Source organism: Rhodococcus sp. BH5, from assembly GCF_027583855.1.
GTDB lineage: Bacteria > Actinomycetota > Actinomycetes > Mycobacteriales > Mycobacteriaceae > Rhodococcus_F > Rhodococcus_F qingshengii.
The window spans coordinates 426048-445536 of sequence record NZ_JAJHVW010000005.1; the positions used below are offsets into that span (position 1 = coordinate 426048).

At 62.1% G+C, this 19489-nt stretch carries 3 protein-coding genes; 1 reads left to right on the forward strand and 2 read right to left on the reverse strand.

What is annotated here, in order from left to right:
- Nucleotides 1–24: 24 nt before the first annotated feature.
- Nucleotides 25–1056: an iron-siderophore ABC transporter substrate-binding protein gene (locus RhoBH5_RS16110; RefSeq protein ID WP_270008512.1), complete on the reverse strand. Its 1032-nt coding sequence runs from the start codon at nt 1054–1056 to the stop codon at nt 25–27.
- Between the two features lie 182 nt (nt 1057–1238).
- A complete protein-coding gene (locus tag RhoBH5_RS16115; RefSeq protein ID WP_054187178.1) occupies nt 1239–3098 on the reverse strand; it encodes a DUF4012 domain-containing protein in 1860 nt (619 codons plus the stop codon).
- 192 nt (nt 3099–3290) lie between these two features.
- Between RhoBH5_RS16115 and RhoBH5_RS16120 the strand changes: the two genes are divergently transcribed.
- Nucleotides 3291–19472, forward strand: coding sequence for a non-ribosomal peptide synthetase (locus tag RhoBH5_RS16120; protein WP_270008513.1), 16182 nt, complete (start codon nt 3291–3293; stop codon nt 19470–19472).
- The last annotated feature ends 17 nt before the right edge of the window (nt 19473–19489 follow it).

Here is a 19489-nt window from a genome sequence, read left to right on the forward strand (position 1 = left end):
TCGATCGCACGATGCTGATCTACATCACTTGTTCAGCTTCGCGATTGCCTCGTCGATCATCGGCACGTAGCGCTCGAGCGACCAGGGCACGGTCAGAGGGTTGATCATCGAGGAACCGGTGACGAAGGGCTGTTCGGTCGGAGCGATGACAGTTCCCCGAGCCACAGCGGGGATTGCCTGGTAAGCGGGCTGCGCTTCGATCTCGGCCCGGTTGGCCGGGTCCGAGTAGAAGGTGAAGAGCAGGTCGGACTTGTCGAGGAGGTTTGCGTTCTCGAGGCCGATGACGGCGGAGTCTGTTCCTTCAGATTCCGTCAAGGTGTAGACGACGGGATCCACCTGCAGGCCAAGTGCGCGGACCATGGCCACACGCTGCTCTTCGGCGAAAAAGACGCCGAGGGTTCCTGGGCCCGTGTTGTAGATGAAGGAGAAGCTGACGTCGGCGTAGTTCGGATGTGCTGCAGTCGATTCCGCGAACTGCGACTTGATCTTGTCGATTTCGGCTGTCGCCTTCTCGGATTCGCCTATGGCTTTGCCGATGACGTTGATCTGGTCTTCCCACGTGATGGTCCAGGGGCTCTCGGCGTAGGCGACGGTCGGCGCGAACGCGTTGAGTGAGTCGAACTGCTGCTGTGTGATGCCGGACCAGGGGGCGAGGATCAGGTCGGGTTCGAGAGCGATGATCGCCTCGATGTTGAGATCGGTTCCGCCGGTGAACTGCTCTGGCAGTTCGCCACCTTGCTTCGTGACCGCTTCGTGGACCCACGGCAGATACCCGGTGTCGTCGCTGCCCCATGCGTACTTTTCGACGCCGACGGGGATCGTGCCGAGCGCGATTACGGTCTCCGCCGACCCCATGCCGAGAGTCACGATTCGCTCGGGCTTTTCGGTGATGACGGCGTTTCCGAGCGCACTTTCGATGGTGACGGTTTCGAAGTCGCTACTGCTCGATTCGGTTGCGGTGTCGTTGTTACTGCATCCGCCGATTACCAGGGCGGCAATGACCAATCCACTCAGCGCCACAGTTCGGCGAAGTGAGCGCACACGGGCGTATCGCATGGGGAACCTTCCGTTGTCGATGCGCCGAGGAGTGAGACTCCGACGGATCGCAGCCGACGGCCGGTTCCAGGCGCGTCAGGAAGCATAGGCTAGCCTTCGCCAAAGTTTCAAATCTGCTGAAAGTTCACGAGTCCGACAAACGGCGACATGCCAGGGGCCTCGTCGACGTTTGCCGGACAAGCTCAGCAGCTAGGAACGTCGACGGTAATCTTCGGGTCGTCGACAAGCGGCTGGACCGGTACGCGAGCTTCGCCCTCGGCTGTGGGCTCGGTCAGATCGAACTTCAGCTCAACCGTCTGGCCTCGCGGAATGACGGCCCTGGTCATGTAGGCCGGGTGACCCTGTTCGGTTCCGTTGACGGCAAACGAAATCTGTCCACCCACGGAGACGGCATCGAGTTTGGCGCCGGCTGTCGCAAGCAGAGTGACTGCAGCCACATTGGTGCCATTGGGCAGTCGTCCGGGGTTGTCGACGATCCCGCTGACATATTCGGTCAGGTCGGCGTCGGGCGCGTTGTTGGTCAGTCGAACGGTGACCGTTGTCTTTCGGGTGTCGCCGGTGCACGTCTGGGCTGTGTAGTCGATTTCTCGTGTGAGGTAGTAGTCGAGCTTGTTGCCGGCTTGGTTGTTGATCACCACACCGGCGTACGGAGCGGCATCATCGGGAATCGTGTGCCCGAGGACGGTGTCGGCAAGAACCGATTGTTCGTCGGGGTGAGAGCTCCACACTGCGATTCTGCCCTCGCTGACACCTCTGCCCAGAGCCTCCAGTAATGCGCTCGGCGACTTGATGTTCCCGGTCATCTTCGCCACGACACGGGCCGCGATTGTCTGCAGATACTGCTTTCGTGCCTTGTTGTCGGAGGGAAAGCGTGCGTACGCGGTCGACTCGGTCAACTCAACGACGTTGTCGGCCGTTACCGACTCTCCGTCCGGCATCTCTACTGGTCCCACCGCCGCGAGGAGGTAACTCAGTGCTATCGGATCGGTCGCTATCGCGCCGTCGACCAGCTCACCCCCGGACTCCTGTGACCACAGGGACTGCCAGATCTGCGCTGCGTACGGAAAGTGCGAGCTGAGGTTGCTGTTGCGAAAATCGGTGGTCGGTCGACTGTTTCCGTACAGCTGGTTGAAGTCAGGACCAAGGTCTATCGGTTGATTGTCCAGTGTTAGTTCGGAGTTGGGGGAGAGTGTGTCCACCCGAGCGGCGCCGTTGTCGACTCGGACGATGCCGTATCCACCCAACAGGCCGCCGGTTCCTCGCGCTTCCGCATTGGTCTGGAAACCGATGAAGTAGTTGCGCGGTCCGTCGGTGCCGAGCATCGCCGGTGCGATGCGCGCCGCGGTGGCGGTGTTCGTCAGGAGGGTAGCCAGTTCGCTTGTCTGCGACTGTAATTCTGCTCTGGCATCGTTAACTCGGCCCAGGTACTTCGATTCGGGAACTTCCTGTGCCTGCGACGACAGCAATTCCGCGGCGATAGCTGTTTCGGCCAGTTTCGGTTCCGCTTCGCGTAACGGTGCGAGTGCCAAGCGCCCACCGGGCTGCACCAATTCCGTTGGTGCGAGTGAAGTTCCGGTAGTCACGGCAGGGCCGAGAACGTCACGCGTAAGCCCCTGAACGACCTCGGTCATCTGGCGCGTCGACTCGAACGGCGACCCGATGACGGGAATTGCGGCGGTGATGTTCCAGGGGAGTGAATGGGTGTTGTCGTATGCGGCCGATGCTTCGCGATCGGCTTCCGCCGCGGCAGACTCTGCGACTCCCGTATCTCCGGCCAGGAGAGCGCTCTTCGCCGACTGTGCGTGGTCGCGAGCCGCCTCCAGGTTGTCTTTCGCCTCGTATGCCGTGTACCCGAGCCATGCCACGAAACCGCCCACTACCAGCGTCGTTGCGGTGATCGCGACTGCCGTTCTACGGCTTCGGAGAAAAGCGGCCGCCCCCTTGGTTTCGCGCTCCGGGCCCCTCGGTGGGATGGTGTTGGAGCCGATCGGTTCAGCCCCGGAATCGTCGTCGGACTTTGGTCCCACCGTGTCGTTGTTCATCCGCTGAAGCTCCTGACGTTTGAGTGCGTGAAAGCTGCGTCGACATGTCTAGCAGTGTTGGCCCAGTGGTGAAAACTTAGACGAGACAGTAGGGTTCGGTTCGGCCGTTCGTGGTGTTCGCTCCCATGGATTCACGTGATCAGCCACCGAACGTTCGTGAAAAACAAGGCTGGTGAAATGTGAGGTGACGGGTTGAGTGCTTTTCCGTTGTCTCGGGCTCAGCTCGCGCTGTGGTTCGCGCAGCAATTGAGTCCGTCAACTCCGTTCGTGGTGGCTCAGTACGTGGAACTACGCGGACCGGTTGACGTCGACGCGCTGATCGAGGCAACGAATACGGCATGTCATGAATTGGAGTCGCCGTTCGTTCGCCTCGTCGCTACCGATGCCGAGCCGGCACAGGTCGTCGATCATTCGATCGTCGACGATCTCGCATACCTCGACTTACGCAGCGACCGCGACCCGGTTCAGCGCGCGAACGAGTGGATGACAGCGGAATACTCACGGCCACTTGACGTGATGTCTGACCGCCTGATCTCGGCGACCTTGCTTCACCTGGCAGATGAGCACTACTACTGGTACTCGCACGCCCATCACCTCGTGCTCGACGGACATGCGGCGATGACACTCACCGCTCGGGTGGCCGAGCGCTATTCGCATCTGGTTCATGGCAAGACGCTGACTCCTTTCGGTGGTTTCGGGGTACGTGCACTGCATGACCTCGACGTCGACTACCGATCCTCGTCGCGGTATCGATCGGACGAGCAGTACTGGACGGAGATGTCCGAAGGCCTGCCCCGCCCGGTTCGCCTCGCCGACGGCGCCGGGCTGACGTCCATGCCGCAGCGCATGATGGTTCGGACACTGAATCCAACTCTTGCAAAACAGCTTTCGGATGTCGCGACCGAGTGGACTACGTCCGAGGTGGCGGTCCTCGTCGGTGCATTCGCGTCCTATCTCGGTCGCATGACTGATTCCGATGACGTAGTCCTCAGCTTGCCGGTGTCCGGCCGCACCACGGCGACGTCGAGACGTTCAGGTGGGATGCTGTCCAACATCGTGCCTGTTCGTGCGCAACTCGAACGGGATCTGTCGCCACGAGAACTGGTGCGTCAGATCTCGGTTCAGATGACCGGTGCACTACGCCACCAGCGATTCCGCTACGAGGACATGGGCTTCCAGGAGGGGCAGGGCGGATCCCGTGAGGCGGCGGGCCCGGCCGTGAACGTCATGATGTTTCACGAAGCGATTCGGCTCGGTGACGTCGTCGGCGAATTTCACGTCCTCACATCCGGACCCACCGAAGACCTGTTCTTCAGCATCTATCCGTCGATCGCGGGGGAGAACGTTCGCCTGTCCTTCGAAGCCAATCCGCACCTCTACAGCGAACGTGACCTGGCGATGCATCATCGTCAGTTCGTTCGGCTACTCGAGGGGTTCCTCGACTCGGCTACCCGTGCGCTCGGTGACCTCCGCATCCTCTCGACGGACGAAGTGAAGGATCTGGTCCCCGCGCTGGGTCCGCGGACGGACGGATTCGCGACGCTCGATTCGGTCATCAGAGGCGGCGCAGGGCAGGGGAGTGCTGTCGCGATCCGCGAGCAAGGTGTGGACGTCACTTACGACCAGCTCGGCGCTCGCGCGGATGCACTCTGCGCCTTGCTCGTGGAGAACGGAGTCGGACGAGGCGACGTCGTCGGGATCCTCACCGAGCGCTCGACCGATTCCGTAGTTGCATTCCACGCGGTAGTGCGGGCTGGTGCTGTCCTTCTTTACGTGGATCCTCAAACACCCTCCGAGCGTGTCGCTTTCATTCTCGACGACGCCGACGTGTCGGTTGTGGTCGGTGGCGAACTCGTGGACGTGCCGGCTTGGGTGTGCGTCGTTGATCCCAGTGGCGACGAGACCGTCGAAGGGCCGGTGGATCGACGCGTGGGGGTGGGTTCATCTATCGCCGATCTGTCTCTCGACGACACCGCCTACGTGGTCTACACCTCTGGTTCTACCGGGCGACCGAAGGGTGTCGCGGTCACGCACCGAGGCATTGTGCCGTTGCTGCGTTCTCACGCACGGCGTCTGAACATCGATAGTTCCTCCCGCGTCGCGCTCCTTGCAAACACATCGTTCGACGTGGCGATCCTCGAGATTCTGCTTGCACACGGCTGCGGCGCGACCGCAGTGATCGTTCCTCCCGGATTGATCGGCGGAGTGGACCTCGAAGACTATTTGCGGCTCGAAGGTGTCACGCACCTGAACTCGACGCCATCGGTTCCGTTGACGATGGATCCTCGGGCTTTGCCGGAACTTAGAGTCCTGAACGTCGGCGGCGAGCGACCGCCGGGAGCGCTAGTGGATGCGTGGTCGAGTCACGTCGACATCGTGAATTCGTACGGGCCCAGTGAAGCAACCGTCGCGGCATTCATGAGCGAGCCGCTCGCGCCTGGTGGTGATACTCCGATCGGGCGCCCGATCGACGGCGTTTCCGCTGTGGTGTTGGATTCGTCGTTGCTGCCCACTCCGGTCGGCGCCGCGGGGGAGCTGTACGTGATGGGACACGGACTGGCGCGAGGGTACCTTTCTCCGACGCTCACCGCGGAGCGTTTTGTCGCTGCGCCCTTTGGTGCCACTGGTGCCGGCGAGCGCATGTACCGCACCGGGGATGTCGTGCGATGGAACGATGCCGGTCAACTCGAGTTCTTGGGTCGCTCTGATCAACAAGTCAAGATCCGTGGAGTACGCGTCGAACTGGGCGAGATCGAGGCTGTGCTCCTGTCGACTCCCGGCGTTGCGCAAGCAGCGGTGGTCGAGCGATCCGGGTCGCTTGCGGCGTATGTGACCGTGGCCGAAGGTGCAGCTCATCCGTTGAGCCAGACGATGGTGCTCGATCATCTGGCTTCCCGACTTCCTCGTTCCATGCTGCCGAGTTCGGTGACTATTTTGGCAGCATTGCCCGTCACGAGCCATGGAAAGACTGACCGTTCAGCGCTCCCCGAACCGGCGTCGTCCGCGCCGGCCGAGCAGCGCGCGGCGGTCAACCGTCCGATCGAGTACGACGAGGAATTGATTGCCTCGGTGATGGCCGAGGTCCTCGGCGTCGGAGTTCTCGGACCGCACTCCGACTTGTTCGCCTGGGGCGGTAGTTCACTCGACGCCGTGTATGTTGCCGCGCGAGTGAGTTCCGCTCTCGGAAGACGGGTTGGTGTCAGGGACGTGTTCGGTGCCCCGACGCCGGCGCGCCTGGCCCGGGTGATCCGTGCGGGGCGGGCGGAGTGGATGGTGGAACCCCAACGCATTTCGGACGACCTCGTCGTGGAAATCGCACCGGCGCAACAACGCCTGTGGTTACTCAACCGTCTGGATCCCCAGTCGTCGGCGTACAACATTGCGTTCGAGGTCGCGTTCAGTGGTGCTCTGGATATCGAGGCGATGAGGGCGGCGGTAGGTGACCTGACCGATCGCCATCTCGTCTTGCGTACTGTTTTCTCGTTCGACCAGAATCACGATGCGTGGCCGATCCAGGTTGCGACCGCGACTCCGGTGACTCTGATCGAGGTTGCGTCCGAGGATTACGAGGCTGCGTCAGCGGATTTGGTTGCGGCGGGTTTCGACCTGGCGACCGATGCGCCTCTTCGCTTGATCCTCGCCTCCGGCAGCGACGCCGACCACCGCATGACCGTGGTTGCCCATCACGTCGCCCTGGATGGCCTTTCGTTCGCGACGATCGTCTCGGACCTCGTCGCGGCGTATGACGCTCGCGCCGACGGACGGTCGCCGATCTGGCCTTCGCCCGCTCTCGAATACCGCGACTATTCCGCTTGGCACAGAACCATTCTCGGTGATCCCGCGGATCCACAGAGCTTGGCAGGACGCCAGCTGGAATTCTGGTCCGACACACTCGCCGGTGTTGATCCGACTCTGGCGCTTCCCGTGGACAGATCCCGCCGGCCGGACCAACCGTCGTCGGCGCGGGACGTGGCGTTCGAGTTGCCCTCACCTATCCATGCGGCGCTGAACGAGATCGCTCGCGCGCACGACTGCACAACCTTCATGGTGTTGCACGCCTGCCTTGCGATCGCACTGAGCAAGATCACCGGTGCGTCCGATGTGGTCATCGGGACCCCGACCTCCGGACGAACGCATCCTTCGTTCGACGGTGTCGTCGGTATGTTCGTCGGGACCGTCGCGCTGCGAACGCTCCTTCGCGGCGGAGACACGTTCGGTGAGTTCTTGACTCAGGTGCGCGAGGTTGATGTGGCGGCCCTGTCCAATGCCGACGTTCCGTTCGACTGGGTGGTCGACCGTGCGGTCGGTGGGGCCGTGGGCGAGAAGAATTCTTTCCTCCGAGTTGTTCTCGCTGTCGATCCGGTAGCGCCCGACTCCGAGATCGCGATGGGAACTCTGACGGCGCACGGCACTCCGCTACCCCCCGTGCACCCTCGCTTCGACCTCGAAGTGACTGTGCGCGAGGATCGTACGATTGACGGAGACGCGAGCGGTATTCGCGGTACATTCCGATATGCCGACGATTTGTTCGATGCAGGCACCGTGCAGAGCTGGGTCGAGCGGCTTCGTCGAGTGTGTGGCTCGATTACCGAGAACTCGTCAATCATGTTGCGTGACATCGATGTTCTCAGTGTTGCGGAACGCGAAGAATTGTCGGCTCGGGTGCCGGCGCCGTCGATTGTCGCGCAGTCGCTGCCTGACCTCTTCGGGGCCGTCGCAGCCCGGCATCCGAATGCAATCGCGGTGTCGAGTGGCGATACTCGTTTCACCTATGAAGAGGTGCGAGTTCGTTCGGAGGGCCTTGCCGCTGTCTTGATCGATCGAGGAATTCGAGTCGGTGATCGCGTGGCGGTCGCCCTGCCTCGATCGGTCGACCTCGTCGTAGCCATCATCGCTGTCGTTCGCGCGGGCGCGACGTACGTACCGATCGACTTGCAGTATCCCGACGCTCGTATCCACTACGTACTTGCCGATGCAGGCCCGAAAGCGATTCTGTCGACGGACGAATCTGCTGGGCGGTTCGTTGGGTACGAGCAACTTGTCATCTTCGTGGACGAGACGACTGACGCTACGGCCGACTGGCCCGTTGCACAGTCGGAGTCCGCCGCCTACGTGATCTACACTTCCGGATCAACTGGAGCTCCCAAAGGCGTAGTGGTGCCTCAGGACAACGTGTTGGCGCTGCTCGCCTCGACCCGAGAGATCTTCGACTTCAACGCCGAAGATGTGTGGACGATGTTTCATTCGTACGCATTCGACTTCTCGGTCTGGGAGATGTGGGGTTCGTTGACCACTGGCGGATCCCTCGTGATCGTGGACGGTGATGTCGCGCGCTCACCCGAAAGATTCGCGGATCTGATTGTGCGGGAACGAGTGACCGTTCTCAATCAGACCCCGGCCGCCTTCTATGCGTTGGCGGAAGTCACGCAGGAAATGCTGCTTCCGCTCCGGACGATTGTTTTCGGCGGTGATCGCCTCGACGCCGGGCGCGTGGAGGCTTGGTTCGATCGGCACCCGGACGTGCGGGGCGTCAACATGTTCGGAATCACCGAAACCACAGTCCATGTCACCAGTTTCGACCTTGTCCCCGGTGACGAGACTGTCTCGCCGATCGGGTCCCCACTACCAGGGTTGCGCAGCTACGTACTGGACGCGTCGTTGAAGCCCGTCCCTCCGGGATCTGTCGGCGAACTGTATGTTGCGGGTCCGCAGGTGGCCGAAGGCTACTTGGGTCGACCCGCGATGACGTCTTCGCGATTCGTGCCTGAACCCGGATTCGATGGATCACGGATGTACCGCAGCGGCGATCTGGTCCGTTGGCGAGCCGGCCGACTCGAATATGTTCGCCGCGCCGACGGTCAGATGGCACTGCGCGGTTACCGCATCGAACCGGGCGAGGTCGAATCCGCGCTGTTGGCTCACACGTCGGTGGAGCAGGCCGCGGTAGTGGTGAGAGAACTCGACAGCGGGCCGACTTTGGTCGGTTACATCACCCCGGGGAGCGGACACGACCTCGACGGCGTCTTGCGGACTGCTCGTTCGTTGCTGCCCGCGCACATGGTTCCGTCGGCTTTGATGGCGCTCGCGTCATTACCGGTCACGATCAACGGCAAAATCGACCGAGCATCGTTGCCGACCCCGGTGTCTCTCACGCAGCCGACTCGGCAGTCGCGAGACTTCTTCGAGCAGACAGTCGCAGCCATTCTGAGCGATTTGATGGAAGTTCCGCATGTCGATCCGGTCCGGAACCTCTTCGATCAAGGCGCCAATTCCTTGATCGCCACTCGTCTTTCGTCGCGTCTGAACTCCGCCCTGGGCTGCAACCTCGACGTCCGCGATGTGTTCGAGCACCCATCCGTCGATCAGCTCGCAGACATCGCTGCTGCGCGGATAGGTGTAGGGCGAACCGGCGCGGAGCACGCGTCTGACGTGTCCTTGGGGCCTCGTTCGGACAACACGGAAGTGCACCTGTCAGCTTCCCAGCATCGAATGTGGATTCTGAATCAGTTGGATAGAGACTCCGCCGGATACAACATCCCGATCGTGCTGCGCTTGGCAGGCGAGCTGGACGTGGTTGCGGCCGAACTGGCAATTCGTGACGTGATCAATCGCCATCGCACCCTGCGGACCGTGTACCCGGTTGTCGGCGGCGGCCCGGTTCAGACGGTGCTCGACGCCGAGGATGCGCTTCCGGCCTTTCAGCTCGAGGCACTCGACGGCGGCGACGCCGAGAATTGTGTAGCAGAACTGGTGGGTTCGGGCTTCGATGTCACCGTTGATCCGCCCGTACGTGCGGCACTTCTCCAGGTTTCACCTGTCGAGCACATCCTGGCTGTCGTCGTCCATCACATTGCCGCCGACGCTCGATCACTCGAATTGTTGGTCCGCGACTTCACTGCGGCGTACATCGCCCGCTCGGCGCAGCACGCTCCGCAGTGGTCGCCGCTCGCGCTCGAATACTCCGATTACAGTGCATGGCAAAGGGAATCGGGGATTCCCGAGACGGTACGCAGCTACTGGATGCAGGCTCTCGAAGGACTTCCCGAGCAGGTGACGCTTCCCCTCGATCGTCCACGTTCGACGTTCGCCCGTGCGTCGAGCTGTCGGGTGGAGATCTCAGGTTCGGTACGAACGGGCCTTCAGACACTCGCACGATCGAACAACGCGACCATGTTCATGGTTGTACACGCCGCTCTCGCGGCGCTGTTGGCGAGGTACAACGGTAGCAATGACGTAGCTGTCGGCACTGTTGTGTCCGGACGCGTCACACCTGAACTCGACGAGCTGGTCGGCATGTTTGCCGGCACGATTGTTCTTCGAACCGAAGTCGATCCGTCGAACTCGTTCGGCCGGTTGGTCGAGCAGGTTCGTCAGCGTGACGTAGCGGCGTTCGCGCACGCAGAGATGCCCTTCGAATCGCTGGTCGATCTGATCGACCCACCGCGATCGCGTTCGCGACATCCGTTGTTCCAGGTGGCGCTCTCGTTCCGAACTGCTGAGACCGCCGCGTGGTCGATACCAGGGCTGGACATCACACAGATTGCTCCTGAAGTCAGGCACGCAAATTTCGATCTGCAGGTCAACGTCACGGACGAGGGGGTCGGGGGCGAACTCGGTCTCGAATTCGTCTACAACGCTGATCTATTCGATGATCTGACGGTATCGAGCTTTGCGGGCCGGTTCGAGCGCTTCCTGAATCAAGTGTCTGTCGACCCGAATGTCGCCGTAGGGCAAATCGACCTGTTGGACAGTGCGGAACGAGCTCTTCTCGTCCCCGTACATGGCGCGGTCGACCGGCCTGATCGATCTCGACTTTCCGGTACGACACTTGCCTCCATGCTGCGCTTCGGCGTCGAATCCGCCCCGGACGCTGTGGCGGTCGAGGGTGAGGGCAATACACTGACTTACCGGGAACTCGATGCCCAGTCGGATGTCGCAGCCGACGAGTTGCGCTCCCGGGGAGTTGGAGTCGACCAGGTCGCTGCTTGGACTGCAGATCGGTCGATTGCGTCGATCGTGCAACTGTGGGCAATCGCGAAGGTCGGTGCAGCTCCGGCATTGACGGACCCGGAACAGCCGCAGGCGCGAGTACGCGATGTCCTCGAAACACTGGGCACCGGAGCGATCGGCGGCCGCAACGCTGGTGGTGAGAAAGTCACCGACTCGGTGCGCGAATATTCCGAGAACCTGGCGGCCTACGTAGTTTTCACGTCAGGAACGACCGGAACCCCCAAGGCTGTGGTCGTGACCAACGGCGGGCTCGGTGTGATCGCCGAAGACCTGCCCGGTCGATTCTCGGCTGGGCCAGGTTCTCGCGTATTCCATCGCGGAGCGCCAGGATTCGACATGACGTTGCTCGAGGTGCTCATCGCGAGTGCGTCCGGGGCCACGCTCGTTCTGGCGAAGAACGAAGAACTGTTCGGCTCGGGACTCGCATCAGCACTGAGGCGCGAGCGAATTACTCATCTGTGCGCCACACCTACTGTCGTCGCCTCGATCGGCGATCCTTCGCTGCCGGACCTTTCCACGGTGATGTTCGGGGGCGAGCGACTCGGCGGCGCGTTGGCGAAGCGCTGGCAAGCCGGACGCCGAGTCATCAACGGATACGGACCTGCCGAGTCGACGATGTATTCGCTTGCTACCGAACCACTGTCGATCGAACAACTGTCGGGTGACACTCACGACGGATCGATCGGGTATCCACTGGCCGGGGTCGACGCCGTCGTGCTCGATGATCGACTCGAACCGGTGCCGCCGGGAGTCGCCGGCGAACTGTATCTCTCAGGTCGAATGCTCGCTCGCGGTTACGCCGGCCAACCGGCCCGAACTGCGGAACGATTCGTGGCAACCGGTTCAGGCGCCCGGAAGTACCGGACGGGCGACCTGGTGATGTGGAAGCCGGAAAGCCCCAAATCCGAGGGAAATACGTATCGCCTGCATTATCTCGGGCGAACCGACGTGCAGGTGAAGGTCAACGGTGTCCGGATCGAACCGGGTGAGATCGAGGCAGTCATTCAGTCTGTCGCGAACGTCGACTTCTGTGTCGTCGGGGTTCGGTCGGCCGAAGGTGGAAGTCCTCTGTTGGTCGCCTACGTGAGAAGTTCAGGTGCCGAAAGAGTTGACACTGGTCAACTTCGCGCTGCCGCCGCAGAAGTCCTTCCGACGTACATGGTTCCGCATGCCATCGTCGACATCGAGGGCGAGCTTCCGATGCGGAACGGCAAGGTCGACTTCGCCCGTCTCCCGTCTCCGACACTGGATGCTTCCCGTGCAGAGGGGCCGGCCACCGCCACCGAACGTGTTGTAGCCGGAGCTTTTGGTTCCGTCCTCGGTGGGAATGAGGACGACCGCGACGCAGACTTCTTCTCGCTCGGGGGCAACTCGCTGTCGGCCGCGGAGGTTACCTCGCTCTTGAGTAGTACTCTGGGGCTGGTTGTTCCGCTCAGGACCGTATTCGAGCATCCAACAGTTGCGGCGTTGGCAGCCCGGCTCGATTCGCTCGAGCAGAACGACTCGGTGACCGATCTTGTCCGACTGGAACCGCGCCGCGACCCCACGCCCGCACCCCTGTCACGAAACCAGCGTGCGATGTGGGTACTGAATCAGCGGAACACGGCGAGCGGCGCGTACAACCTGCCGATCTGCATCGAGATCGACGGTGAACTCGACGCGGCGGCGCTGCGTCAGGCAGCAACGGATCTTGTCGGTCGTCATGATGTCCTCAGAACCCGGTATCCGGGCACTCCACCGGTTCAGGTCGTGGATCCTCCGACCTCCGTGACAATGGAAACGCGGCTGGTCGCCGACATCGAGGTCGAGGTGCTGCTGCGAGAGTTCGGCTCGCGTGGTTTCGATGTAGCGGCAGACCTGCCGGTGCGCTGGATGCTGCTCCAGGTGTCACCGGTCAGGCACGTTCTGGCAGTGAGCTTTCATCACATCGCAGTCGACGGGGTGTCGATGCGAACGGTGGTCGGCGACCTGCTGACCGCGTACGGCAAGCGACGAGCTGGACTGGATTCGCAATGGTCTCCGTTGCCGATCCAGTACGGGGATTTTGCCGCGTGGGAGGCAGCACGTGACGTTTCCCCTGGCGTCGAGCAGTTCTGGCGCCGAACGCTGGACGGTGTGACATCTGTGTCTCCGCTGACGGTGGATCACTCCGATGGCGGGCCGGATACCATAGCGCAGCGAGTGAACTTCGTGATACCAGCCGTCATCACCTCGGCACTGCAGGCGCGAGCCGACCGATTGAAGGTCTCGCTGTTCGCGGTGGTTCATGCGGCGTTGTCGGTGGTGCTTGCCAAGCTGAGTGGAAATCCCGATGTCGTGATCGCGACAGCTGTCGACGGACGGCGGGCGCCTCAGCTCGACGGCGTGGTCGGCATGTTCGTGGATACGGTGCCTCTTCGCCTTCGGATCGACGGGGACGTGCCGATCGATCTTCTGTTGGGTGCAGCTTTCGATGCTGATGTGGCAGCGTTCGAAAACAGCTCTGTTCCTGCCGAGTTGGTTGGTGAGCTGCTCGGTGGACGAACTCCCCAGATTGCGCTGGGTCTGCAGAACTTCGCGATCCCTGCCGTGGAGGTTTCCGGCCTCACGATCGAGGCTCGCGAAATCGAGACCGCGACAACGAAGTTCCCCATGCATGTCTCGCTCGCACCCGCTGACGACGGTTCATTGACCGGAGCGCTCATCTATGCCGCGAGCGCATTCGATCCTTCGAGCGCCGACGCGGTTACCCGACAGCTGTCGAGAGTGCTCACCTCGATTGCCGAGGATGTACCAGTACTCGTTTCGGATCTCGTGGTGGGCGCGGCGCCCAGTTGGACTGCTGCCGAGGTCGATTCGTCCCGCACACTGACCGAGATCTTCGCCGCCACCGCGGCGCGATTCCCGAACAACATTGCTCTCGACGACGGACACCGCACGGTGACGTATGCCGAACTCGACTCTGCCTCGGATGCCCAAGCCTGGGAACTGGTGGCTCGGGGAGCAGGACCGGGTGCCGTGTACGAGATTCCGGCGGTGCGGACTATCGCGTACCTGGTCCGAATGTTGGCGATCTCGAAAACGGGAGCGGCATTCGTGCCGATCGACCCCGACCTGCCACCGGCACGTCTGAAGCAGCTGCGCACAGTCCTCTCCGATCGCAGCCCTGTTCCCGGTCGGCAGTATCCGGATTCAGTCGCGTACGTTGTTCACACGTCCGGGTCGACCGGTGAACCGAAAGGCGTTGCAGTCACCCACCGAGGACTGGGCCTGCTGACCGACGATGCTGTCCGCAAGTACGGCGTGACCTCGGACTCGGTTGTGCTGCACGGTTACAAACCGACGTTCGATGCAGCAATCCTCGAGATGATGTTGGCGATCGGCGCCGGGGCTACCTTGGCGGTCGCTCCTCGGGAGGCTTTCGGCGGAAGGGCACTCGAAGAATTCGTCGCAGAACGCGGCGTCACTCACATGTTGTCCACTCCAGCCGTACTCGACACGATGGCTCCAGAGCGGTTCGATTCGCTCGAGGTGGTGGCAGTCGGTGGCGATGTGCTCTCACCTTCCACCGCGCGTGCGTGGAGTCGCCGCGCGCGAATGCTCAATGCGTACGGACCGACGGAATGCACGGTGGTCACCACTGTCGCCGAGGTGGATCATCGGGTCACCATCGGAGTCCCGCTCGCCGGAATCGGTGCAGAGGTGCTCGATACGCGACTGCGTCCGGTGCCGTGGGCCGGGATCGGTGAGTTGTACGTCAGCGGGCCCGGGCTTGCGATGGGCTATGCCGGAGATCCTGCCGGCACCGCCACGTCGTTCATCGCAGCACCCGGCGGGCACCGCCGTTATCGGACCGGTGATCTGGTTCATCGCCGCACGGATGACAGGCTCGGATTCGTCGGACGCTCCGACCGTCAGATGAGCGTGCGAGGAATCCGCGTCGAGCCCGCCGAAATCGAATCAGCTCTGCGTCGGTGCACGGGCGTCGAGGCTGCGGCGGTTGTCCTCGTCGACGACATCGCCGTTGCGTGCGCGGTCGGCGATGGTGTGGAGGCGGATCAGCTGACAATCGAGTTGGCCGCGATGTTGCCTGCGTATCTGATGCCCGGCCGCGTGGTCGTATTGGAGTCGATCCCGCTCACGACGAACGGAAAACTGGACGCAGATGCGTTGCGGCGCCATGTGTTCGAGAGCCAGGCGCCCGATGCAGCAGTGACGGTTTCGGAGGAACTCGTCACCGCTGTCATGTCGGAACACGTGTCCGGAAGTTTCGGCGCTCTGCACAACCTGTTCGAATCAGGTGGTGATTCGTTGGCTGCGGCAGCGGTGGCAGGTCGACTCGCCTCGATCTTCGCGCGAGATGTGCCTGTTCGCGCCGTCTTCGACAATCCGTCGCCGCGAGCGATGTCTCAGTGGCTGTCGGCGAGCGCGTCCGATGGCAAACGCCGCGAACTGACTCGACGTGATCCCGGCAAGCCGGCCCCGCTGGCGCCCTCGCAACAACGACTCTGGCTGATCAATCAGCTTCAGCCGGAATCGACTGCGTACAACCTGACGTTTGCAGCGGTCCTGGCAGACGACATCGATCGTTCGGTCTTGAGCAGCGCACTCGGCGACGTCGTCGATCACCATGCCGTATTGCGAACTGTCTGTGTTCCGGGTGAATTCGGTCCGCAACAAATTGAAATGGACTCTGTTGCATTCGATCTCACTGCGGTACACGTCGGCGATATCCGTGCGAGCGCTTCGGCATTCGCGACTGTGCCGTTCGATCTCGAACGAGATGTTCCGTTCCGTGTGCGTGTGTTCGCCGAAAAGGCAGGAGTCGACTCTGCAGGACTGACGGTCCTGGTCATCGTTGTTCACCACATCGCGATCGACGGAGCGTCGATGGGCCCGATCCTGACCGATTTCGTGGCAGCCTTCGAGGCCAGGTCGGCAGGTCTTCCCTGGGATCGCTCGTCGGGGGAGATCAGCTACGGCGACTACAGTTTCTGGGCGAGAGAGAGCTTGGGTGACCCCGAGGATTCTCTCAGCATGGCTCACCGGCAACTCGACTATTGGTCGGACGCACTTTGTGGCGTCGAGGATGTGTTGGCTCTACCCGTCGACAACCCCCGGAGTCCCGTGTCTTCACGATCCGAGGAGATGGTGACGGAAGTCCTCGACGGCGCCACCTACGACGCGTTGTCGGCGTTGGCTCGTTCGCATGGCGTCACGGTATTCATGGTCGTCCACAGCGTGATTGCCGTGCTGCTCGCTCGCGAGTGCGTCACGGACGACGTCGTGGTGGGAGCAGCTGTGAGTCTGCGGAACGATCCGGCGCTGCTGAGCGTCGCCGGAATGATGGTGGGTACTGTCGCATTGCGCACGAGGATCAACTCCACCGATCGCTTCGCTGCTGTTCTGGACGAGGTTCGCCGTGTCGATCTGGAAGCAATGGCGAACGCGGACGTCTCGTTCGACGACGTCGTTGCGAAGGTCGATCCGCCGCGCAGGATGAACGAGCATCCGCTGTTCACGGTCATGCTGGCGTACCGGCGAGCGCTGGAGTTGCCGCAGATCGACGGCATTACCGTCTTCGACATCGACAATTCAGGGGCGTCGACCGGTTACGACTTGACGTGGGACCTGGTCGACACCGGTGACAGTCTGACTATTCGATTGCTGTATGCGACGGACAAGTTCCGCGAGTCGACCGCGGAACTGTTCATGCAGCGGGTGAGACGTATCGCCGAATCAGTGACCGCGGAACCCGAGATTGTGATCGGGGAGATCGAACTGCTGTCCGGACTCGAACGCTCGGCGCTGACTGCTGCGAATCCTCGCCACGTCGAACCTCTGACGATTGCCGACATTTTCGAACGCGCTCTGCGTCAGGCGCCCGACGGCGTCGCGCTGGAAGAGAACGGCAGACGCTGGACTTACCGCGACCTGCACGAGGAGTCGTCGCACTGGACACGCGAGTTGGTGGTCCGAGGAATCGGACCCGACGACGTGGTGGCCGTTGCGCTCGGGCGCGGGCATCTGTGGATCGTTGCGTTGTGGGCAGTAGCGCGTGCAGGCGCAGCGTGGCTGTCGCTCGATCCGGCGCTGCCGACAGCGCGCCGGCAGACGATGGTCGAGGAATGCGGTTCGGTTGTCGGTTTGACAGCGGGAGGTGCATCCGAGAGTTTGCCCGAGTGCGTCGAGTGGGTGGCGATGGACGAATCCCGCACTGCTGGTGGCGCTGCCGAGGTATCGGCAACGCCGGCTCACCCCGACAACCTCGCCTACGTCATCTACACGTCGGGTTCCACGGGAAGACCCAAGGGCGTGGAGGTTTCACACCGCGGAATCATGAACGTCTGCACCGCACACGCCGAGATCGCCGAGCTCGAGCGTGGCCCCCGAGTCCTGCAATTGGCGTCGTCGACCTTCGACGCGTCGGTGATCGAGATCCTTCTCGCGGCTGCAGGGTGTGGAACGCTGATTCTGACTCCCGACTTCGTCTACGGGGGAGAAGAACTCACGAATCTGCTGATAGCCGCCGACGTAACACATCTGATCGTGACGCCGACGGTCCTGGCGACAGTCGATCCGGATGCAGTGCAACCGTTGATCGTCGAATCGATGGGGGAGCCGCTCTCTGCGCGCCTTGCGTCGGCGTGGTCACCCCGACATCGCATCGTCAACGGATACGGACCGACCGAATCAACGATCGCGGCATCGATTTCCGCACGGATCACTGACGCGGACGTCACTGTCGGCACTCCAGTCCCTGGTACGACAGCATTTGTTCTCGATCAGAGGCTCCGACCGGTTCCGGATGGCGTTGCGGGAGAACTGTTCCTCGCCGGTGAGAATGTGGCACGGGGGTACGTCGCTTCCCCGGCTCTGACTTCCGAGCGCTTTGTTGCCAATCCTCATGCGGTGGGGACTCGGATGTATCGCACGGGTGACCTCGTGCGTCGTAGGCGTCACGACCGAGCGCTCGAGTACCTGGGTCGCAACGACGCGCAGGTGAAGGTGCGGGGTGTCCGCGTGGAACCGGCGGAGGTCGACGCGGCTCTGTCAAGCCATGGAGCAGTGGCCTTCTCGGTAACCGTTGTCTGTGACGACGGGCACGGATCCGCTGAGCTCCGTTCGTATGTGACGTTGGCGGAAAACGGTTCGGCGACGGAATCGGAGCTTCGCGGGTTCGTCTCCGGCCTGCTGCCGAAGCATCTGCTGCCTTCGTCGGTGACGATAGTGGGCGAGGTACCGTTGCTCGCTTCGGGGAAGATAGACGCAGCGGCACTTCCTGCTCCTTCACCGCAGCCAGGGTCGAGTGTGGATCGACCCATCTCGGATACCGAACGTCACGTGGCACAGGCATTCGAGGGCGTGACCGGCGCGAAATCGGTCGGCCGCTACGACGACTTCTTCGAGCTCGGCGGGACATCGATGGGTGCAGTTCGAGTGGCTACGCGCTTGCGTGAGAGCCTGAACAGGGAATTCCCGGTTCAATGGATTTTCACCGACCGAACTGTGGCGGAGCTTGCCTCTCGGATGGATCTCGTTCATGCCGATGTCTTCGAGGGTGATTCGCTTCGTTCGGATCCGCTGGACACGGTCGTCATGCTCGGAGGCGACCCCGATGACCAACGGCCGCCGTTATTCTGTGTGCATCCGGTCAGCGGAATCGCCTGGTGCTACGCCGGACTCGTCGGTCAGCTGCGGGGTCGACGGGTGTACGGCATCCAGGCAACGGGAGCAGGTGAATTGCCAGGCACGGTGGCGGAGTTGGCGTCGGGGTACGTCGATGCCGTACGGACGGTGCAGCCATCGGGTGAATACCATCTACTGGGTTGGTCTGCCGGCGGAACGATCGCGCTCGAGATGGCGAGCCAACTCGAAGAGGCCGGCGATCTGGTCGGTTCGGTTGTCATGCTCGACGCGCTGTTACCGGAGATGATGCCATCGGTACAAGCGGCTCCGAAACCTTCCGAACTATTCGCGCAGATCGGGCTATCCGAGGTTGAAACTGAAACTGCAGCACTGACTTTCACAGACGTTGCGACAGAGATCCGAAGGCAGACCGGTATGGATTTCCTTTCCGATACGGTACTCGAATCCGTAGTGGGTCGGGTGGAAAAACTGTCGCGAATCGTTCGGGACCACACGCCGAGGCACTATTTCGGGTCAGTGGAACTGTTTGTGGCGCAGCATGATCTGCCTGAACATCGTCACCTGGTCGAAAGGTGGTCCGAACTGGTGGGGCCGTTGCGGGCGTACCTGGTCGACTGCTCCCACTCGGAAATGTCGAGCACTGAGGTGTTGGCGGAGGTCGCCCAAGTTCTCGTCGGCTATCTCGAAGGTGTCGATTCGGATTCGAAGGATCGCAATCATACTGGGGTGCAGTAGATCTAACGGGCCGGGAC